Origin of the sequence: Hominimerdicola aceti, assembly GCF_025567495.1 — a bacterium.
In the GTDB taxonomy this organism is placed as follows: Bacteria; Bacillota; Clostridia; order Oscillospirales; family Ruminococcaceae; genus Hominimerdicola; species Hominimerdicola aceti.
Genome location: NZ_JAOQJZ010000003.1, coordinates 43,924 through 64,724 on the forward strand (window position 1 = coordinate 43,924; position 20,801 = coordinate 64,724).

General features: G+C 42.8%; 23 protein-coding genes. 14 read left to right on the forward strand and 9 right to left on the reverse strand.

Annotated features, from left to right (window positions below):
• Positions 1 to 61 precede the first annotated feature (61 nt).
• Entirely contained in the window at positions 62 to 994 is a 933-nt protein-coding gene (locus tag OCV57_RS03830; protein ID WP_117857510.1) for a hypothetical protein, read from the reverse strand.
• Between the two features lie 339 nt (positions 995 to 1,333).
• Here OCV57_RS03830 and OCV57_RS03835 point away from each other — a divergent pair, with 339 nt between their 5' ends.
• The 3 genes from OCV57_RS03835 to nrdD all read left to right on the forward strand — a co-directional run bounded on the left by OCV57_RS03835 (position 1,334) and on the right by nrdD (position 3,027).
• A complete protein-coding gene (locus OCV57_RS03835) occupies positions 1,334 to 1,861 on the forward strand; it encodes an SH3 domain-containing protein (RefSeq protein WP_267300490.1) in 528 nt (175 codons plus the stop codon).
• Between the two features lie 56 nt (positions 1,862 to 1,917).
• Complete coding sequence (locus OCV57_RS03840; protein ID WP_267300491.1) at positions 1,918 to 2,604, forward strand: M48 family metallopeptidase; 687 nt, start codon at positions 1,918 to 1,920, stop codon at positions 2,602 to 2,604.
• A gap of 132 nt (positions 2,605 to 2,736) precedes the next feature.
• A complete protein-coding gene (nrdD, locus tag OCV57_RS03845; protein WP_117857504.1) occupies positions 2,737 to 3,027 on the forward strand; it encodes an anaerobic ribonucleoside-triphosphate reductase in 291 nt (96 codons plus the stop codon).
• Positions 3,028 to 3,102: 75 nt separating this feature from the next.
• Here nrdD and OCV57_RS03850 read toward each other — a convergent pair whose 3' ends face one another.
• The 5 genes from OCV57_RS03850 to OCV57_RS03870 all read right to left on the reverse strand — a co-directional run bounded on the left by OCV57_RS03850 (position 3,103) and on the right by OCV57_RS03870 (position 9,521).
• Positions 3,103 to 3,924 (reverse strand): zinc ribbon domain-containing protein, encoded by an 822-nt coding sequence (locus OCV57_RS03850; RefSeq protein ID WP_267300493.1) that lies wholly within the window; start codon positions 3,922 to 3,924, stop codon positions 3,103 to 3,105.
• A gap of 136 nt (positions 3,925 to 4,060) precedes the next feature.
• A complete protein-coding gene (locus OCV57_RS03855; protein ID WP_267300494.1) occupies positions 4,061 to 7,006 on the reverse strand; it encodes a YfhO family protein in 2,946 nt (981 codons plus the stop codon).
• Positions 6,993 to 7,940: a glycosyltransferase family 2 protein gene (locus OCV57_RS03860; protein WP_022286531.1), complete on the reverse strand. Its 948-nt coding sequence runs from the start codon at positions 7,938 to 7,940 to the stop codon at positions 6,993 to 6,995. The genes OCV57_RS03855 and OCV57_RS03860 overlap by 14 nt, the downstream gene beginning before the upstream one ends.
• Before the next feature lie 78 nt (positions 7,941 to 8,018).
• Positions 8,019 to 8,603, reverse strand: coding sequence for a hypothetical protein (locus OCV57_RS03865; RefSeq protein ID WP_267300497.1), 585 nt, complete (start codon positions 8,601 to 8,603; stop codon positions 8,019 to 8,021).
• A 48-nt stretch (positions 8,604 to 8,651) separates the two neighbouring features.
• Entirely contained in the window at positions 8,652 to 9,521 is an 870-nt protein-coding gene (locus OCV57_RS03870; RefSeq protein ID WP_195249534.1) for an AraC family transcriptional regulator, read from the reverse strand.
• 170 nt (positions 9,522 to 9,691) lie between these two features.
• Between OCV57_RS03870 and galE the strand changes: the two genes are divergently transcribed.
• The 5 genes from galE (at position 9,692) to OCV57_RS03895 (ending at position 12,914) form a co-directional block, all read left to right on the forward strand.
• Complete coding sequence (gene galE, locus OCV57_RS03875; RefSeq protein ID WP_022286528.1) at positions 9,692 to 10,702, forward strand: UDP-glucose 4-epimerase GalE; 1,011 nt, start codon at positions 9,692 to 9,694, stop codon at positions 10,700 to 10,702.
• A gap of 52 nt (positions 10,703 to 10,754) precedes the next feature.
• Positions 10,755 to 11,243 carry a GIY-YIG nuclease family protein gene (locus OCV57_RS03880; protein ID WP_038670644.1) on the forward strand — a complete coding sequence of 163 codons (489 nt, stop codon included), beginning with the start codon at positions 10,755 to 10,757 and terminating at the stop codon, positions 11,241 to 11,243.
• Between the two features lie 166 nt (positions 11,244 to 11,409).
• Entirely contained in the window at positions 11,410 to 11,826 is a 417-nt protein-coding gene (locus OCV57_RS03885) for an STAS domain-containing protein (protein WP_022286527.1), read from the forward strand.
• A 4-nt stretch (positions 11,827 to 11,830) separates the two neighbouring features.
• On the forward strand, positions 11,831 to 12,247 hold the full coding sequence (spoIIAB, locus tag OCV57_RS03890) for an anti-sigma F factor (RefSeq protein WP_117863155.1): 417 nt from the start codon (positions 11,831 to 11,833) through the stop codon (positions 12,245 to 12,247).
• A 1-nt stretch (position 12,248) separates the two neighbouring features.
• Entirely contained in the window at positions 12,249 to 12,914 is a 666-nt protein-coding gene (locus OCV57_RS03895) for a sigma-70 family RNA polymerase sigma factor (protein WP_022286525.1), read from the forward strand.
• A gap of 36 nt (positions 12,915 to 12,950) precedes the next feature.
• Here OCV57_RS03895 and OCV57_RS03900 read toward each other — a convergent pair whose 3' ends face one another.
• Positions 12,951 to 14,360, reverse strand: a complete 1,410-nt coding sequence (locus OCV57_RS03900; RefSeq protein ID WP_267300499.1) for a helix-turn-helix domain-containing protein — start codon at positions 14,358 to 14,360, stop codon at positions 12,951 to 12,953.
• Between the two features lie 198 nt (positions 14,361 to 14,558).
• Between OCV57_RS03900 and OCV57_RS03905 the strand changes: the two genes are divergently transcribed.
• A complete protein-coding gene (locus OCV57_RS03905) occupies positions 14,559 to 15,548 on the forward strand; it encodes a 2-hydroxyacid dehydrogenase (RefSeq protein WP_117924358.1) in 990 nt (329 codons plus the stop codon).
• 96 nt (positions 15,549 to 15,644) lie between these two features.
• Here OCV57_RS03905 and gdhA read toward each other — a convergent pair whose 3' ends face one another.
• Positions 15,645 to 16,997 (reverse strand): NADP-specific glutamate dehydrogenase, encoded by a 1,353-nt coding sequence (gene gdhA / locus OCV57_RS03910; protein ID WP_038670652.1) that lies wholly within the window; start codon positions 16,995 to 16,997, stop codon positions 15,645 to 15,647.
• Positions 16,998 to 17,407: 410 nt separating this feature from the next.
• On the opposite strand from gdhA, the gene nth reads away from it, so the two are divergent.
• From nth to OCV57_RS03935, 5 genes are all read left to right on the forward strand, one after another.
• Positions 17,408 to 18,034, forward strand: coding sequence for an endonuclease III (gene nth / locus OCV57_RS03915; protein ID WP_117876321.1), 627 nt, complete (start codon positions 17,408 to 17,410; stop codon positions 18,032 to 18,034).
• Positions 18,035 to 18,100: 66 nt separating this feature from the next.
• Positions 18,101 to 18,637, forward strand: coding sequence for a DUF5662 family protein (locus tag OCV57_RS03920; protein ID WP_117857482.1), 537 nt, complete (start codon positions 18,101 to 18,103; stop codon positions 18,635 to 18,637).
• An 11-nt stretch (positions 18,638 to 18,648) separates the two neighbouring features.
• Positions 18,649 to 18,852 (forward strand): hypothetical protein, encoded by a 204-nt coding sequence (locus OCV57_RS03925; RefSeq protein ID WP_038670658.1) that lies wholly within the window; start codon positions 18,649 to 18,651, stop codon positions 18,850 to 18,852.
• Positions 18,853 to 19,202: 350 nt separating this feature from the next.
• On the forward strand, positions 19,203 to 19,478 hold the full coding sequence (locus OCV57_RS03930; RefSeq protein WP_022286828.1) for an HU family DNA-binding protein: 276 nt from the start codon (positions 19,203 to 19,205) through the stop codon (positions 19,476 to 19,478).
• Positions 19,479 to 19,509: 31 nt separating this feature from the next.
• Positions 19,510 to 19,917, forward strand: a complete 408-nt coding sequence (locus OCV57_RS03935) for a DUF6465 family protein (RefSeq protein WP_022286827.1) — start codon at positions 19,510 to 19,512, stop codon at positions 19,915 to 19,917.
• A gap of 177 nt (positions 19,918 to 20,094) precedes the next feature.
• Here the strand turns inward: OCV57_RS03935 and OCV57_RS03940 are convergent, their stop codons facing one another.
• Positions 20,095 to 20,649 (reverse strand): SH3 domain-containing protein, encoded by a 555-nt coding sequence (locus OCV57_RS03940; RefSeq protein WP_186490092.1) that lies wholly within the window; start codon positions 20,647 to 20,649, stop codon positions 20,095 to 20,097.
• Positions 20,650 to 20,801: the final 152 nt, after the last annotated feature.

The following is a 20,801-nucleotide window of genomic DNA, read 5'->3' on the forward strand; positions in this document are numbered from 1 at the left end:
CTAATGCTTTTATCTGTCAACTTTCAGAATAAAAAAAGGCAGACACCTTGTCCACCTTTTGTCACTCTTGTGTGAAAACTATCCATTTTATGTTTTTGGGGCTTATCTCGTCAAGATACTCTGACGGCACTGTGACAGTTATCTGACGTTTTGAAGTCGCCCCTGCCTTGTTCTCGGGTATCTCTTTAGCCACATATATGAAAAGGGAATCCTTGTCCTTGACCGCCCTTACTGCTTTGTAGTCGATATGTTCATATCCTGAAAGCTCTCCTTTTAGAAAAATAACATGGTTGTTGAAGCCGCCTTCGTTTTCAAAAGCTTCCATATCCTTTTTCATTTCCTGAATTTGCAGCTCACCATTGTATTTCAAATAATATTCACTGAAATCATCATAATTTGAAAACATTTTTTGATAGGGGAATGTCATGTTGGCTTCACTGCTGCACTTGTATATCTTTTGCTCAAAAGGAACGTCTGTAAGCTCACTTGTTACATTCTCTGTCTGATAAAGCTTGTTGCTTCCTGCGTAATATACCGTCAAGCCGTTTTCACAAACGCTGTAAAGGCTGTCGGCAGAAAGCTTTTTTGAGAAAAGCTTCATGCTGCCCTCAGAAAAGTCCTCAGATTCTATGGTAAGAACACCACTGTCCCCCTCCAAAGAGCTTTCAGCATGTATCACCTGCGTGCTTGTGCATACGGTTATCTCAGCCTCAGTGCCGCTTTTTACGCACTCACAGAACTCAGCCCAGCGCATATCGCTTTCTTCTGAAGAGTCCATGAAAATCATACCATGCTCTCTAGCCGTGTCAGCGGTTATCTCACTGCCGTTCCATGCTGAGAAAAATATCTTTGCAGGGCTGTCAACGACTTCCTCTTGTTCGATAAACGAGGAGTTTTTAGTATTGACCACGCTCTCTTCAGATCGACCGCAGGCTGAAAAAAGGGTCAGGAACATTGCAGCAGACAATGCACCGCAGATAATTTTTTTATGCAACTTCCTGCCCCCCCTTGCTTTTATACTATAAGGGCAACGCCTCCCAAGGCACGCCCTTAAAGCTCATTATATCATATTTTGCTGATTCTGTTAATATGTATTTTAATCAAATTAGTAAACGCCTATTTGGCTATAATGTCAAAATATCGGTGCAAATATGGCAAATATCTCAAGAATAGGGCTTAAAGAGTGAAATGTGACAATATTGTAATTAAACTGTCATTGACATTGATGATAAAAAATATTATAATATGTTTATGTACCTGTGCTTTGTTTGCAGGTGTGCAGGTGTGTTCCTGCAAAAGGAGGCGAAATGTGACGGCTTGTGCCGTGCAATATATGGATAATAACAAGAATAACGTTTCCCGCAAGGCTTCGGGAAATACGGCGAGCGTTGTCGCAATAATAGTTGTAGGCATATTTGTGCTGTGCGTGATACTTCTGCTTGCCAAGGGGCTTTTTGCAAGCAATAGTTCAGAAGTGCCAAAGGGTATAAATACTGCCACCATAAATACAAATGAGTCTGTGGCTGAGCCAGTGAACAGCGCCGCCCCTGCGGATACGTCCGTTACTGGTAACAGCAGTGTGGACGAAAGCGGTGCGGTAACAGATGTGTCCAGCGACGAGTCTAGCCAGACAGATGTGCTTGAAGTAATGTATGTCACAGAGTATGCTTATCTTCATGTGGCACCTGATAATGACGCTGAGAATATCGTTTGTATGTCACCGGGCGTTCAGGTAAACGTTCTTGAATATGAGGATAACGGATATGTGAAGATAAATTTCATGAACATAGACGGTCCGCTCACAGGATATATTTATAAGGATTATCTTACAACAGACAGCTCTATAGCAGTACAGTGGTAAAAAATATAGCGCCGCACAAAAGAATGTGCGGCGCTTTTGGATATGGGGGCTTTGAAGTGCCGAAATATAATACTTTTATCGAGGATAAAAACGGAGAGCGCATAGACTTTATCCTTGACGTTGCCAAAAGAAGTCGCCTTAATATGGGTATGCGTGACGGCACTTTGACAGTGCGTGTGCCTTACGGCTGTTCAAAGCAGCAGCTTGAAAGCTTTATTAATAACAATCTGGGCTGGATAAAGGAGCAAAAAGACAAGGCGGCGGTGGGTCTGCCGAAAGATTTCTGCGATGGCGAAAGGCTCAGACTTTTGGGGAACGAGCTTACCCTGACCCTTGTTCAAGCTGATAAGTATTTTTCTCCCAAGATAGAGGACGGCAAGCTTCTTATTGCCGTGAACAAAACCAGCGACCAGACCTATGTAAAAGAGCAGACCACCAAGTTCATAAACGATCTCACAGTGGCGGAGATAACAAAAAGTATGCAGAAAATGTCTGCCTCCACAGGGCTTGTGCCTGAAAAGGTCACAATAAAACCGCTGACAGCAAGCTGGGGAAGATGTATCTCAAACAGGCATATTTCCATAAACTCAAAGCTTATCGTTTTCCGCAGAGAGTGCATAGATTATGTCTGCCTCCACGAGCTTTGCCACTTGGTCTTTATGGATCACAGCAAGGATTTCTGGGCTTTGGTGGGCAAGTTCTGTCCCGATTGGCGAGGCATAAGAGAAGAAATGAAAGGCTGACCATGCAGGCATACCCTACAAAATATACTCATGTGCTTTGTAGGTATTAACTATTGACAAGTACAAGATATTGTGGTATCCTTTTATTGTGGCAACAATATGTACAACAAAGAAAAATGGAGGTAATGTAAAATGGTAAATGTGAACGTAACAGGCGGGGAGATGTCCCAGGCAGAGATAAATTCATATATCGACAGGGCGCAGAAGCTTTACCCTGAAAAGACTATCCAGACTATCGACCTAAAAATAGACGGCGACTTTGTTGACGTTGATTATCACTTTGCAGATGTGCCTTTTCAGCGTATAAGAAGAATAACAGGCTATCTTGTTGGAACTCTCGACAGATTTAACGACGCAAAGAGAGCGGAGGTCCGTGACCGAGTAAAGCATGGTCTTGCAAGCCCCAGCGTATCAGAACAGTAAAAATGAAACACGGCATATGTCACCGAAAAAGTGGCATATGCCGTATTTTTTATGGAAGTGTATTGGTGTAGCTTTTTAGACCTTGTTTCCGCAAACGCTGCAAAATTTGGCTCCGCTCTTCAGCTCTGAGCCGCAGTGAGGACACTTTTCAGGTGCGGTCTGCCAGGCAGGCTGTTCAGCCGTTTCTGTAGGTGGTTCTATAGGCTCTGTCTGTTGTGGTATCTCAGGCTCAACTACGCTCTGTGACATAACAGGCTCGGCATTGTCGGGCTTTCTGAACTGTGACATATCAGGCTGAGCAAAACTCTGTTCTTGCGGTGTAGTCATTGGGATAGGCGCAGGGGCATTGTCAGGCGTCTTTGCGGCAACAGGTATCTCAACGGCGAAATCTTCGCCCATAAGTCTGCCTGCAATAACAAGTCCACCGATAAAAAGCAGGAAAGCCGCAATAAATGGCAGAACATCATCAGCAAGTGAAAGGGCTACCCTGAACTTGTCATTGTCATAGCCCATTGTTATAGCGTTTGAGAAGTGACCTTTTACCGTAACATAGTATATCATTATGCCCTTTGTTATCATCACAATAAACGGGAAAAGGATAAGAGAGCCTGCGAATGCGCCGTCAAGCTTTTTCTTGCCCTTTGCTCTTGCAGATGTGAAAAACGCCACAAGGCTGAATATGGCGAGTGCGCATGAAAGACCATAGGTGTTCACATAAGCGAAAATGTCGGGGGTGAACAAAAAGTCTATCTTGTTTGTGAAAACGTTGTTGTAAACGAGCTTTCCCACAGGGTCAGCAAGAGCACCTGCTGCCGAGAGAATGAATGCGAAAAAACTCAGCAGACACAGGGACATTCCTGCATATGTAAGCTTCTTTGTGTAGATCTTTTTTGCCATTTTGATTAGTCCTTTCATTTGTGAAGTCTTTATCCGCTGTCCGAAAAAATAGGGGCGGATAGAATTTCCGTCCCTATTATAATACTATTTTATAAAAGCCTTGTCAATAGATTTTTTTCGCAGCTTCCGTCGCTATTTATCGTTTTTTGCCGCTATCCTCGTCCTCACCGAGAATATTTTTCATCATCTCGTTTATGTGCCGCAGCTTTTCGTCATCATCATTGTCAGGTCGGTATATCCTCAGCGGCTCGTCCGTTGTATCAGTTGTGTCATTTATCACAGGCGTTGTGGCTTTCTCACTGCTCTCAGCCGTAAAGTTAGCTTTTGCAAGCACCTTTTTCATGACTTTTCCACGCTTATATTCAAACAGGAATATAAGCACCAACAGGGCAACACCGAAGCCCGTTATGATAAGAGATACCTTCCAATAGTCAGGTGAGAACTTCATTGTTATCTTGTTTTCACCCTGCTCCAAAGGGATAGTTATAAGGCTGTCAAGAGATTTTTCAGCCGTCACCTTTTTGCCGTTCACAGTGATAGTCCAGCCGTTTTCGTATGGTATGGTTGTGAACAGTACAGAGCCGTCATTTTCAGCATTAACAGTGCCCTCAAGATAAGTGTCCTTAAAGCTTGTGACCTCAAGCACATTTTTCTGCATATCAGCGCAGGTCTGTGCAAAGCTGTCATAATCAAAGGTGTAGAAAAGCTGGTCTTTCCAGTAAGCTTCGTTATCGTCATTTGCCACCGTTATGCGTATGCGAAGCTCCTGCCCCTCATAGAATTTGCCAAGATTCATAATGGAATAATTGTCGCCCACAAAGAACTGACCTGCATATTCCATAGGCTCAGAGCCGTCCATATAATCGTCCTCGTCCTGTATCCACACGTTGCAGGAACGCTCATATTTGGTTGGAAGATACATATAAAGATATGAGTCCTTATCCATTTTCACAACATAGTCAATGTGACATTCTGCAATGGAAGTGTCTGTAGGGAAGTATTTCGTGTGTCCGTCAGTGAGCTGAGATGTAGAAACGTTCTCCATTTCGCTGTTTATAACAGGTATCTTTGTGAAATATTCCTTTGTTGTGCCTGCGAGGGCGTTGAATACCATGTTCTGATTTTCAAAAGGATTATCTTCAGAAAGTGACACGTCCTCAATACTAGGCGAAGATACCATGCCAAGACCAAGAGCGTTAGGGTTGTTGTAGAATTTGTATGTTGCGTCGCCCTCAGTGTATTCTGTTGTGAGCTTGTATTCCTCAGGGACTTTAACTCTTGTGCCTACAAAAGAGGTGTTGCCCGTTTTGTCCATAAGATATTTTATGTCAAACAGAGCGTCCGTCATGAAAGTTGTGCCGTCATATTTTGTATAGTGACCGCCGTAAGCATATCCAAGCTTGTGGAGCATCATAAGGGCAGGTGCGTTCATTGTGGAGCTTGAATGTGAAATGCCCTTGTAGCCTGTGCCGATAGGATCGTTCACAGTCCTGTGGAAAGTTGCCTCCATGCGGTAGAAAAGCGACGGGTCATATTCCTTCATCATTGACACAGCGTTTCTCGTCTGCGTCATGTAGGGTTCATAGGAAGTGTACTTGCTGTATGCAACGTCAGTGTCTATCTTGTCGATAGTGTCAGCGCTGTTTGCAAAAAGCTCAACCGCAAGAACGCCTACCATTACGATACAAACTGCCTTTGATTTTGGATATTTCTTGATAAGATAGATAAGCGCGAAATATGCCGCCAGCGCTATCATGGATACCCATATGCCTTGTATAACGTTTGTGGTGTCGCCTGTTTCACTTGTCTTTGTTTCAAAAAGTTGGAAGTGAGAGTAGTTCTCACGCTCACACCAGAAGAGGAATACCATAAGTCCGAAGAAAATTCCGCCGATGTTCTTTGCAGTTATGCCCTCGAGGTTTTCAAACGCCCTGAATGCCATTACTATCATCAGGAATGAGAATATGAAAGAATATCTGTAAGGCAACCAGTTCGGCACTTGAAAGCCGTGCATTGCCATATCAGCAGGCTTTATATACATTAGTATAACAAGCAGGAAAGTGAGCAGACCTGTGGAGGCCTTTTCTTTCATTGTTATCCTGTCGTTCATAAAGAACAGCGGAACAAGTATCAATACAGCCGTTCCGCAGTATATCATAGGCATACCCTCAGGGTAAACAGTGTCATATGACATTGGGAAAAGCTTTGTTATGAACGTAAGGAAATCAAATTGTGTTGCAAGTGAGAAATCAGGGTCAGTGAATTCAAATTTGCCAAGCTTCAAAGAATTGTAAACGGTTATAAGAACGAACGCCGCACACATAAGCGCCACAAGCGTGCCGATGCCGAAAGCCACACAGCGTGAGAAGAACTTTTTTGGCAATATCCTGCCCTCTCTTGAAAGGCAGTACCAACAGAAGTAGAAAAACGTGAAAATTCCTACCATATAGCCGATGTAGAAATGTGCAATGAACATAAGCGCCAGCGGCACTATATAAGGCACAAGCTTGCCCTCATCAACGAGCCTGTGAACGCCCCAGCATATAAGCGGCAGATAGATAAGTCCGTCAAGCCACATGGGGTCCATAAGCTGTACCACCATGTATGACATAAGAGCATACATGGTAGGGAATATGATAAGTGAGATAGTTTTAGGCTTCTGCACTGATATCTTTTTTAAGAAGAACATGAACGTCACAGCCGCCGTGCCTATCTTTGCAAGCTGTAATATAAGGATAGAGGTCGCCATCATCGTTCTCGGCAGCAGCACAAGTATCAGCATAAAAGGGCTTGCAAGATAATATGCAAACACACCGAACATTTCTCCGCTGAGGTTTCGTGACCAGTTGTAGATAAAACTGCCGTTGCCATGGAAAGCGTCACGGAACTGCTCGTAGTAGTAAACATACTGACCGTTCAAATCAAGCACAAGCACCGAGCTGTCGCCGATAGGGTGTATCTTGAAAAACGCATAGGCAGAAAACATTATTGCCACAGGCAGAAAGAACACCAAAAAGTACAGCCGCTTATCATAGCACCATTTTTTTATAAATGAAAGGGGAGATGTCTTAGTCTTTTCCATTCTTTTTCTCCTCGTCGTCTTTTCTTATGATATCACGGATTATGTATCTAGGTCGCTGTTTTATCTCTTCGTATATCTTTGAGAGATAAAAGCCTATTATTCCAAGACTGAACATTATTATACTCGATGTGAGAAGCTGTAAGATTATGACAGTTGAAAATCCTACCGCCGACGCACCGATAAGCTTTTTGATAAGGGTGTGAAGTCCCAGTATGACAGAGAAAATAAACGTTATAACACCGCATACTGTCACTATCTGCAAAGGCGCAGAGGTAAAAGAGGTTATGCTGTTTATGGCGAATTTGAAAAGCCCCTTTACAGACCACTTTGATTCGCCTATCTCTCTGTCAGCAACGTCAAAATATACACGCTCCGTCTTGTAGCCTACCCAGCTTGACATTGCTCTGAAAAACGTCAGTCTTTCAGGCATTGCATTCAGTGAATCTACCACAGCCCTGTCAAGAAGCTTGAAATCGGAAGCCGCTTCCATGTCAAGTCCGCTTGACTTGTTTATCATCTTGTAAAACCACAGAGAGAAAAATTTGTATACAGGGTTTTCTTTTCCACGGGAATTTTTTCTGCCCTCAACAATGTCAACGTCATTGTTTTTCCAGATGTTGTACATCTCGATTATGACCTCAGGCGGGAACTGCAAATCACAGTCCAGCAGAACGCAGGCATCACCCTTTGCAGTTTCAAGTCCTGCGAAAATTGCGCTCTCCTTGCCGAAGTTTCTTGAAAAATTCACGCCCACGATATGCTCGTCATTGCGTGCAAGGTTTGAGATTATGTCCCATGTTCTGTCCTTTGAGCCGTCGTTTACAAAAACAAGCTCATAGTCTATACCGTTTTCGCTGAGAAGCTTTGAAACAACAGAAGCACATTTTGCAACGTTGCCCTCCTCGTTATAGCTTGGTATTATTATTGATAGCATTTTTCGTTCTCCTATTCTTTGTTGCCTTTATACACAAAACAGAACGCCATTTGTGAACATGACGTTCTTGAAATATCCTTATTTGTTTTCTCTTTCACGGCGTTTTTCATAATCTGTCCTCAGCTTGTTGAAGTTGTAAAGCATGATGAGCAGGAAAATATACACAAGTATCTTTGCTATTGCCGCAATAACGCCTGCAAGGGTGGTGACGAACTCTATTGGTATTAGCCTGTTGAGCAGGTCGCCCCCAAAGTAAATAAACGTCATAAGAGCAAGCTTGTTGAAACTGCCCTGAAGCCTTACAATGTTTGAAACGTCTTCCACAAGCTCTCTGTGGCTGTCAAGCGCCACAAGGAACATTCTCATAAGGTTCAGTGACATATAGACAGTTGCCGCCGACAGCAAAATGCTTATAACGTTCGCCGCCATTGCCGCAGGGGAGAGAAGCTTCAATAGAAGCTGACATACCACCGCAAGAGCGCACATAGCGGAAGAAGTGTAAGCTGGCTTTTTAAGATGTGCGAAAGCGTCAGTGCGTTCTTCCGCCTCAGCCGTTCCCACTGCGAAAAATAAAAAGCCTACAAGCTTTATAACGTAATTAGAAGTCCAGCCTGCGTTTAGCATGAAAAGCATGAAAAACGAGCCGACCATAGAGAAATTCATTGTTTAAGACCCTTTCGTAGCTGATTATACCTATTTATTATATCTCATTTATATACCCTTGTCAACCGAAAACGCCTTGTTTTCACCTTTTGTACACAAAGCGTCAGCCCTGTATTCCGTAGGTGACACACCCTTTGTCTTGTGGAATATCCTTGAAAAATAAAGGCTGTCATTATACCCTACCGACCTTGCCACAGCCGACACAGGAAGCTCAGTTTCTTCCAGTAAACGGCAGGCGGCGTTCACACGGAAATCAGTTATATACTGTGCAGGAGAAATCCCCTCATATTCCATGAAAGCTCGATATAGCGTGGCACGGCTCACGCCAACGAAATCGGTGGCATTCTCGACCCCTATCCCAAGGGTGTAGTTGTGTGCAATGTAGTTTTTCGCCTTTGTGACATATCCCTTTGCGGTGCTCCCCGAACGGCTTTGACTTCCCGAGCGTTCCATAAGAATGCCTAGCGTGATGTAAAGCTGACCTGTCATTTTCACAAGGTCTGAGCTTCTGTTTCCACTAAGACGATAAATGCGTTCAAGACTGTCTTTAAGCTCGCTTCCAAAGTCTGCGGAGATAACGGGACACTCTCTTGTGAAGCCTGCACGATCAAGGATAAATTCAGCGTCAGAGCCGTTGAAGCCTGCCCAGTAGTATTCCCATGGGTCGTTCTTGTCGGCAGTGTATGTTATAACAGTGTAGGGGTAAATGAGAAAAGTGTCCCCTGCGCTAAGGTGATACTCTCCCTGCGGTGTTTTGTATACGCCCTTGCCACTTATGATGTGGTGGATAAGATAATGGTCACGAACGCCGCTTCCCCAACTGTGAAGCCCCTGACATTTTTCATAGCCCACGTTGTATACTGACAGCGAAAGTGCGTCCGTCTGGTCTGATTTAAAGGAATGGCGGTCTGTATTCATTCTGTGTGTTCCTTTCTGTGAGATGGTCTGTTATAGATATGATAGCATATTTTTATTCTCTTTGCAACAAAAATCCATGCGTTTGAAACAAAAATGGTATTGCAAAAACGTGAAAATATGGTATAATGTAAGTGTAAGAAAAAACCTGACATATTTGGGAGGTAAAGAATATGGCAAAAATACTCGTTACAGGCGGAGCAGGATTTATCGGAAGCCACACCTGCGTTGAGCTTCTTGAAGCAGGCTATGAAGTAGTTATAGTTGATAACTTTTCAAACTCAAAGCCGGAGGCTCTTAACAGAATAAAGAAGATAACAGGCAAGGACTTTGCTTTTTATGAGGCAGATCTTCTTGACCTTGCGGCGCTCGAAAAGATATTTGAAGAGAACAAGATAGACGCTGTTATACATTTTGCAGGTCTTAAAGCGGTTGGCGAATCTGTTCAGAAGCCTGTTGAATATTACCACAACAACATCACAGGCACTCTCATGCTTATCAAGGCAATGAGAAAATACGGCTGTAAGAAGATAGTTTTCTCATCTTCCGCAACAGTTTACGGCCCTGTAAACAAAGCTCCATATACGGAGGATATGCCTACATCAGCAACAAACCCTTATGGCTATACAAAGGTAATGATAGAGCAGATACTGAGAGATGTTTATGTTTCCGACAACGATTGGTCAGTTTCACTTCTGAGATACTTCAACCCTATCGGCGCACATAAGAGCGGCCTTATCGGCGAAGACCCTAACGGTATACCAAACAATCTGCTTCCTTACATCTGTCAGGTAGCAGTAGGAAAGCTTGAAAAACTCGGTGTGTTTGGTGACGATTACGATACTCCTGACGGAACAGGTGTAAGAGATTATATCCACGTTGTTGACCTTGCTAAGGGTCACCTTTGCGCAGTCAAGTATGTAATGGAAAACAAGGGTGTTGAAGCCGTAAACCTCGGCACAGGAAAAGGCTCAAGCGTTTATGACGTTCTTCACAGCTTTGAAAAAGCCTGCGGAAAGAAGCTCCCATATGTAGTAAAGCCAAGACGTGCAGGCGACCTCGCAACCTGCTATGCTGATACAGCAAAGGCAAAGAAGGTCTTTGGCTGGGAAGCACAATATGGTCTTGATGAAATGACAGCAGATAGCTGGAACTTCATTAAGAATAATCCTAACGGACTTTAATACGGAATATATTTAAAATATATTGTTATTGGTTTTATTATGGAGGATTATTTTGGACGACAGAACTTTTTACTTTTATACAATCGCTTTTATTTTATGTCTGCTTTTGTTATCATTAATTGTTCCATTGTATCGGAAACATAAAATTAATGACCAAATTAAAGGACTTGCAAACAATACGCTTGAAATGACGCCAAAACAATTTATGCAAATGCGTAAACAATCATTAGGTGGACGTGGAAAGCCGTCATATGCTTTGAAAAAAAATTTTGCTGGTGTTTATATACTATACAATAAAACCAAGAATAAGTATTATGTTGGGCAGGCAAAACAGATACTAAATAGGGTAAATGCTCATTTTACTGGTAAAGGCAATGGCGATGTGTATGCTGATTATAAGTATGGTGACGAGTTTACTATAAAAATGATTGCACTTGAAAATAGCGGCTATAAAACGTTAAATGAGTTGGAACGAAACACAATATCAGTATATAATGCATTTTCTAAAGGCTATAATAAAACTAGAGGAAATAAAGGGTAGAGTAATTCAACATAATAATTTTCCTAGGCAGGGACACACAAAAAAGTGTGTTCCTGTTTTTTTATGCCCTTTTTCCATTCATACAATAATGCGACAAAAAAATCCCACTGTAAGTGATAATATATTTTCAGCGGATAAAACGAAAAGATGAAAGGAATGATAAAGCATGAATGTGGAGATAAAAAACTATCCGTCAGCCAGAACTCTTGTGGCAGAGATATGCGGCGATATCGACCACCATACAGCAAAATATTTCAGGGGAGAGATAGATAAAGCCATTAGAAGCCATAACCCTCTTACCCTTATCCTTGACTATTCTCAGGTGACTTTTATGGATAGCTCAGGTATCGGGCTTGTTATGGGCAGATACAGGATAATGTCAGAAATGGGTGGCGAGGTGATAGTGGCGTCGCCTCCTGCTTATATCCGAAAGGTCTTGCAGCTTGCAGGTATGCACAGACTCACAAAGATAGTCACGGATATTGCCCCGTATATACAAGAGAAGAAAGCAGCTCAGGAACAGAATGAAAGCCCCGATGACAAAACAAAGGAGAGTGATAAAATTGAAACGAAAACCCCTTAATGAAATGAAAGTCAGTTTTCCCAGCTATTCTGAAAATGAGCGCTTTGCTAGAGTTGCAGTCAGCGGTTTCCTTACTCAGCTTGACCCTCAGATCGACGAGCTTGCAGATGTCAAGACTGCAGTGTCAGAGGGAGTCACAAACGCCATTGTCCACGGATACCGAAACACCCTAGGGGAGATATTCATGCAAATAAGGATATTCGAGAACAGACATGTCTACATAAAAATAAGGGATAAGGGCTGCGGTATCGCTGATATCGAGCAGGCTATGCAGCCGCTTTTCACCACTGCACCTGAGGAGGAAAGAGCAGGCCTTGGCTTTGCGGTCATGGAAAGCTTTATGGATAAAGTGAAGGTGCGCAGCAAGCTTGGAGAAGGAACTACCCTTATCCTTGAAAAAACCTTGAAAGAAAGAGTATAAAATGAGCAGCATAGTCGAGACCCCTCTTGCAGAAGAAAATCTGGGGCTTGTTCACCTGTGCGCAAACCGCTTCCGCAACCGTGGCATAGAGTATGACGACCTCTACGGTGCAGGCTGTATAGGTCTTGTAAAAGCTGCGAAAGCCTTTGACAGCGACCGTGGTGTGAAATTCTCCACCTATGCAGTGCCAGTGATATTAGGGGAGATAAAAAGGCTTTTCCGTGACGGTGGCACGATAAAAGTGTCACGGAGCATAAAAGAGCTTTCCATGCGCCTTGTAAGAGAACGTGAGCGATTTTCCATACAGCAGGGGAGAGAACCTACAGTAAGCGAGCTTTGTGAGCTGTCAGGAGAAAGCGAAGAAGCCGTTACTCTAGCCATGAACGTCGCCCTGCCCCCTGTTAGTCTTACTGAAAGCTCAGATGAAGACGACCGCCACGGACAAATAGATATCCCTGTTGATGCTCCTGACATAGAAATTGCTGACAGGCTCTCTCTCCGCCAGGTCATAGCTTCCCTTGAAGCGGAGGATAGAAAGCTTATATACCTGAGATATTTTCAGAATAAAACTCAAATGGAAACGGCAAAACAACTTGGTATGTCGCAGGTGCAGGTGTCAAGGCGAGAAAAAAAGCTGCTCACTTTAATGCGTGAACAGCTTAAATAATATCATTACAGTGGGCGGCTTTTGGTCGCCCATTTTTTACAAATAAGACCTGAGTATCTCGATAGTTTCTTCATGTGAGCAAACAGCGTCAGAATCTATAAAGTGCTGAAAATAATCCCAGAAAGCCTGAACAAGGCTCGTTTCGCTTATCTTCAAATAAGAAAAATCAGAGAAGCAGTTGTTTCTGGCAATGATGTTAAGACTTGTGTTGTCAGAAATGTTGATACAAAGATTTTTCGACACCGCAAAATAGTCGTTCTTTATTATCCTGTAGTCTGCCATGCCGTTTTCACAAAGCGATATCATTATCTGTAGCATTATCTTGCGTTCTGCAAGAGTGGGAAAAGTATATGAATTTCTCGGAAGCTCAAAAATCTCTCCCGTCGTCATAAACTCTGCAAGGCCCTTTTCACTGAACAGATTTACAAATTTGTGTTCAGAAAGAGCCTTCTTGCCCATGGTGAGCTTTGCTTTTACAAATTTCTTTGCGTCAGCTGGCAAAAGTGCATGGGCGTTGTATATATCCTCTGTAAGACAAAGCATGGTGCATGGCTGAAAATCTACGCCGATGAAATTTGCGTTGTCATCGTACCAAAAATAAACATATTCCAAAATATCCACGGCGTGGTCGAGAAGCTTTGCACATTTTGTCTTGAACTTTTCAAACTGCCGCATATAAAATTCTACCATAGGCTGAGATCTGTATATAACGCCCTCGCAATAATCGCTGTCTGTTCTGATCAGAAAATTATTCGTTATCATTATGTTTGGCATGATGTTCGTGGAGTTGAAATATGCCGACGCACCCTCATAATAATAAAAAGCCTCATATTTTTCATGCTTTTGTGCAAGGTGACATATGAACGGAAAAATATCCAGATTGTATTTTGCGGTGTTTTTTTCGTATGAGGTGTTGTCAAAGAAGAACAGATGGTTTATGGCAGACTCGCTGCCTTCTGCGGCAATGGACAGCAGATTGGTAAGAAACTCTGTTGGCTGAGCGATGACCTGAATATCAGAACCATTATGAACATCGCTGCATATAAGCACCTGCAGGTTTTTTCTAAGCTCACGTTTGTCGGTGTAGATGGATATCTCAGGCACAGAGTCAATATCAACTTCTGTCTTGAAAGTCAGAACGTCAGGATCTTCCATGTTGGTGTTTGCCATATCGTGTATTATCTTTGACACCTGCTTACGGCGATTGTAGACATCTTCCCCCATCTCAGAAATGTTATAAAGCTCCATGAGCCTGCTTTTATCCTCTGTGGAAAGCATGAGCTGCAAGCTTATATTTTCTACAAAATCTACGCTTGGCACTTTTCTTTCCCCTTTGAGTACCTTATGAAGATATGTTCTGTCGATACCACATTTTTCGGCAAGGGCTTTTATAGTAATATCTTTTTTCTTTATGTATTCTCTGAGAAGTTCCGAAAATTGTGACATTGGCATCATATCCTTTCTGTAGGAAACAGGCATTTAAAGTATATTTTTACATACCGATACCTATATTATATCCTATTTACGCACAATTGTCAACCTTTGATAATTTTATCTTATTAAGGCAAAAACCGTATATTTTTATAAACAGCTGCAAAAAATACAAGCGTAAAATGAAATGCTTTAAAATTTGGAGGAGTTTTCATGAAAATAATATTCTATGACGCAAAGCAGTATGATATAGATTCATTTGAAAAGCAGCGAAAAAACTATCCCGATATAGAAAGCGTCTACCTTGAAGCCGACTTGACGGAAGACACAGCAAGGCTTGCCGAGGGTTGTGAGGGCGTGTGTGCCTTTGTAAGCTCAACGATAACAGGCTCAGTGCTTAGACGGCTCCATGAACACGGTGTAAAGCTTCTTCTTATGCGATGTGCAGGCTATAATAATGTTGATATAAAAGCCGCCGATAAATACGGCATAACAGTGCTTAGAGTGCCTGGGTATTCTCCGGAAGCCGTGGCAGAACACGCCATGGCGCTTGCGCTTGCAGTAACAAGAAGAATACACAAGGGCTATATAAAGGTAAGAGAGAACAATTTCAGCCTGAATGGTCTTATGGGACTTGATTTCCATGGCAAGACTGCTGGTATAATAGGCACAGGCAGGATAGGTGCGGCAATGTGCAGGATATGCCATGGCTTTGGGATGCGTGTTATAGCTTATGACGTTTATCAAAACCCCGACCTTGATTTTGTGAAATATTATCCCCTTAGCGAAGTCCTGCGGGAAAGCGACCTTATCTCGCTCCATTGCCCGCTGACAGAGGCAAGCTATCATCTTATCAATACTGAAACTATCTCCCTTATGAAAGAGAATGTTGTTTTCGTAAATACCTCCCGAGGTGCGCTTGTGAATACCGAAGACCTTATAAAAGGTATCAGAAGCAGAAAATTCCACGGAGTGGGTCTTGATGTTTATGAGGAAGAAACAGAGAACGTCTTTGAAAACCGACAGGAGGATATCCTAGAAAGCTCCGTGACCGCAAGGCTTCTGTCTTTTCCTAACGTTATCGTCACCTCTCATCAGGGCTTTTTCACCGAAGAAGCCCTAGCCGCCATAAGCCGCACAACGCTTGAGAATGCTTGTGCTTTTGAGCGTGGCAGGATAATAAAAGAAAATCAGGTGAAATAGACCTACGGGAATATTCCCATAAGTCTGGCATGATATAAAAAAACGGACAGTCAGTTGACTGTCCGCTTCGTATATAGCTTTGTTTATACGCTTATATTAGTAAGCGATACCCTGCCACTTCATAGCGTCAGCGACCTTCAGGAAACCTGCGATGTTAGCACCTGCAACGAGGTTGCCTTCAAGACCGTACTCCTTAGCTGCATTGTATGAGTTGTGGAAGATGTTTGTCATGATGTTCTTGAGCTTAGCGTCAACTTCCTCGAATGTCCAAGAAAGTCTCTCGCTGTTCTGTGACATCTCAAGAGCTGATGTAGCAACACCGCCTGCGTTAGCAGCCTTAGCTGGTCCAAAGAGAACACCTGCATTCTGGAATACAGCGATAGCCTCTGGAGTTGAAGGCATATTAGCACCCTCAGCAACAGCAAATACACCGTTAGCTACGAGAGCCTTAGCTGACTCTTCGTTGATCTCGTTCTGTGTAGCGCATGGGAGAGCGATGTCGCACTTGATAGTCCAAATGCCGCTGCAGCCCTCATGGTACTCAGCACCCTGTACTCTGTTTACATACTCCTTGATTCTGCCTCTCTCAACTTCCTTGATCTGCTTAACAACATCGAGGTTGATGCCGTTTGGATCGTATACATAACCGTTAGAGTCAGAAAGTGCAACTACCTTGCCGCCCAGCTCTGTAGCCTTCTCTGTAGCGTAGATAGCAACGTTACCAGAACCAGAGATAACAACTGTCTTGCCTGCGAATGTTTCATTCTTCATGCACTTGATCATCTCAGATGTGTAGTAGCAAAGACCATAACCAGTAGCCTCTGTTCTTGCAAGTGATCCGCCGTATGAAAGACCCTTACCTGTAAGAACGCCTGTGAACTCGTTTCTGATTCTCTTGTACTGACCGAACATATAGCCGATCTCTCTTGCACCAGTACCGATATCGCCTGCTGGAACGTCTGTGTCAGCACCGATGTGCTTGCAAAGCTCTGTCATGAAGCTCTGGCAGAATCTCATAACTTCTCCGTCAGACTTGCCCTTAGGATCGAAGTCTGAACCACCCTTACCGCCGCCGATAGGAAGACCTGTAAGGCTGTTCTTGAAGATCTGCTCGAAGCCGAGGAACTTGATTACTGATGCACATACTGAAGGGTGAAGTCTGATACCGCCCTTGTATGGTCCTATAGCAGAATTGAACTGAACTCTGAAACCTCTGTTTACCTGTACCTTGCCATTGTCATCTACCCAAGGAACACGGAAAATGATCTGTCTTTCTGGCTCAACTATTCTGTCGATTATACCTGCCTCAACGAGGTCAGGTCTCTTTTCTACAACAGGAATGAGGCTTTCCAGTACCTCATATACTGCCTGGAGGAATTCCTTTTCGCCGGGATTTCTCTTCTCAACCTTCTCATAAACGCTTTCAAGATACGCATTGTTCAAAGCCATTATTAAAACTCCCATCTTATAAATTATAATTTGTGCACGGCTTTTTTTACTCATTCCGCACATCACTTACTTATTATAGCACACTATTTTGCAATTTGCAAGTAGTAAAATGCAAAACTTCATAATTTTATTGAAATTGTATAAAAATCATAGGCTTTTTTTGAAATGTGAAGTAAAATCACGATTATAAATTCATAATTCGTGTAAAATTTCCGTGAAATGTCGACAAATCATTGCACTGTGACCAAAGCTGTTTCAGCCCGCAAAAATGACAAAACGCATTTTTATGCCGATATAATGCACAAACCCGCTGAAATATCGTCTCTGATATGAAATTTTGGTTGACGAATCCTGCAAAAAAGTGTACAATATAAAGTAATAAAGCACTTATAAACAAAGGAGCAGTACCGATGACAAAGAAAGAACGTGCACAAATGATAGTGGAAAGGCTGGAGCAGGTCTACCCCGAGGGCATATGCTCCCTTGACTATAAAAAGCCCCACGAGCTTATGATAGCAGGCAGACTTTCTGCACAGTGTACAGACGCAAGGGTGAATATCGTCACGAAAGAGCTTTTTGCAAAATATAAGACCATTGAGGATTTTGCTAACGCAGATGTTGCTGATATCGAGGAGATAATACGCCCCTGCGGTCTGTATAAAACAAAAGCTCGCTCTATCGTAACAATGTGCAGACAGATAATGGATAATTTCGGTGGTGAGATACCTGATACCATAGAAAAGCTCACTACCCTTGCAGGCATAGGCAGAAAGACGGCAAATCTTGTTATGGGAGATGTTTTTCATAAGCCTGCGGTGGTAACGGATACACACTGTATAAGGATATGCGGCAGACTTGGGCTTACAAAAAATAAAGAGCCTGCAAAGGTGGAAGAGGATCTGAGAAAGATACTTCCCCCTGAGAGATCCTCTGATTTCTGTCACCGCCTTGTACTGTTCGGACGTGAATACTGCAAGGCAAGGGGAGAACGCTGTAGCGAGTGTCCCCTGCTTGATATCTGCGGCAGCAGAAAATGACCGCAGGCTGTTGAAATAATAAAGCAAAAGTAGTATAATAAGGTCACAAGATGAAATGCAGAGGAGATGAGCGTTTTGATAAAGGCATGGGAGCATTTCAAGACCATTACAAGACATCGCCACGGAGTGATAAAAAACTGCTATAAGGCAGGCATTTTGTGGCAGGGTCTGAGGCATGACCTTTCAAAATATTCCCCGGAGGAGTTTCTCAAGGGCTGTAAATATTATCAAGGCACACGTTCGCCCCATGAAGCAGAGCGTGAAGAATACGGATTTTCTTACGGCTGGATGCATCACAAGGGAAGAAATAAGCATCACTTTGAATATTGGACGGACTATGACCTGCGGACTAAGTTGATGACCCCTGTGAAAATGCCCCTTAAATATGTGAAAGAAATGTTCTGCGACAGAGTTGCCGCAAGCAAGATATATATGAAAGACAAATACGACGACGGTGCACCTCTTGCGTACTTTTTAAGAGCAAAAAAGACAAGAGCCATCCACCCTGAAACATCAGACCTTTTGGAGAATCTTCTTACAATGCTTCGTGATAAAGGCGAGGACTACACTTTCGCTTATATAAGACGTCTAAAAAAATATTAGGGGGAATTTCCGTGGGAATTTTCAAAAAGAAAACTGTCAAGCCCGTCCCTGAGGAGTGCAGGGGAATGGAGATAAAAATAATGTCAAGCACCTGTACCGGCGAGAAAACTATCGGCTTTTATAACCGCAACACTCGTGAGATAATGTATCCCGAGCTTGTGAAAAGCGACAGCGATGTTGAGGCTTTTTATGAAAAATACGGATTGAAAAAATGAATTATGTTGCATGAGAGAATATATAAAAGAATGTAAATATTTAATGAACTTTGAGATGAAATATATGTAAGAATATTTTGTGGGCGATTTTTACAAAGTGCGAAAAATAGGCGTTTATAAAAAAATAATGATGCTGATCGAAAGTTAATTATGGCTAAATTATAAATACTATTTCCAACGTGTGAATAAGTACAAAAATCAAGCGGCGACTGTGCCTCTTTTTTATGTAAAGCTACAAAGATTGCAAGAAAGCACGTAAAATCGGGCAAATTAATTGACAATAGGGGTCAAATACGTTATAATAACAGCATAAAAACAATGTAAAAAATTATAACGGAGGTAGATTCAAAATGACAAAAAATGATCTGATATCCGCAATAGCAGAAAAGGGCGGCTATTCTAAAAAGGAAGCAGAGCAGGCACTTGCGGCTGTAACAGAAACTATCACAGAGGCACTTGTAAAGGGCGAAAAGGTATCTATCGTAGGTTTTGGTGCATTTGAGGTAAGAGATCGTGCAGCTAAGGATTCTATCAATCCTGCAACAAAGAAGCCTATCCATGTTCCTGCAAAGAAGGTTCCTGCATTCAAGGCAGGCAAGGCTCTTAAAGAGGCTGTGGATAAGTAATTAGTAACACTTTTAAAGGAGAGGTTTTACAATGGCTGAAAAGAAGATCACCGCTGACAAGAAGGCAGAAGAAGCTGTAAAGGAAGTCAAGGCTGAGGTAAAGTCTGCCGCTGAAAAGACAGGCGCAGCAGTAAAGGAAACAGCAAAGAAAGCTGTCAAGACGGCAGAAAAGGCAGTAAAGACCGCAGCAAAGGCAACAAAGGCAAAGAAGGAAACTGTAAAGAAAGCAGTTGAGGCTGAGATAAAGGACGAGGTATTCGTTCAGTTCGCAGGCGGAGAGATAAATGTTGAAGCTGTAGTGGCTGCTGCAAAGGCTGACTACAAGGCAAAGGGTCACAGAACACCAAAGACAGTTTCAGTATACATCAAGCCTGAAGAGGGCGTTGCTTACTACACTGTAAAGGGTGTAGGCTCAGAGGACTATAAGGTAGAGCTCTGATTGTAACATTTGTGTGTAGGGGCGAACAGCGTTCGCCCGCTATTTAACACGTTCTATCTGTATGATAAGCTACATCAAGCGGAGGACAACACCTCCGCTTTTTTGCGTATATAAACAGAACGTGCAGCATATTTCCATGCTGCACGTTCTGCGTTATTTAAGAAATCGTAAAACACATTACTGTGGTGGCGTCGAGAAGAATGTCTGCCATGCGTAGCCCTTTGTGCCATTATATTCAACATAATACCAGCCGTTTTCGTTGCGGTAGTATTTGCAGGTCGCACCCGATGGGATAGTGAGAAGATTTTCACTGCTCGATGTAGGCTGTGGGTGGAGATAAACTGCACTTATGCACTGGATATCACCAACAGCGTCACCGTTGTCATCCTTATCACCGTCATATGGATCTTCGTCAGGCTCAGTGGTCTTTTTGGACTTTTTAGATGTTTTCTGCGGCTCTTCCGAAGTTGTGGTGGTCTTTGGCGGAATGTATTCCGTAGAAGTTATCGTACCGGTCTTTTTCGGAGTGGTGTTGGTGTTCACAAAAAGAGTTTTTGCAAATATCATTATTACTATGGCTACCACAAGTACAGTCAGCAGTATCGCTATTATTCCCTTTACAGTAGGAGTGAGCCAAGTGGAGCTTTCCTGCTGCTGAGGTCTGTTCTGACCCTGCGGTCTGCGATCCTGTTCAGGACGATAGTAGCCTTTATTGTTTCTGTTGTCAGGCATTATTTATATTCTTCCTTTCGGTTCATTGACTAAAGTTCGACACATTTCGTGTCTATATCTTTAATTATACAAAATATAAACTGTTCTGTCAATTAAAATTCGGTTACGATTTACATTTACTTTATAACAATATGGTGTAAATCGGGAGGCGT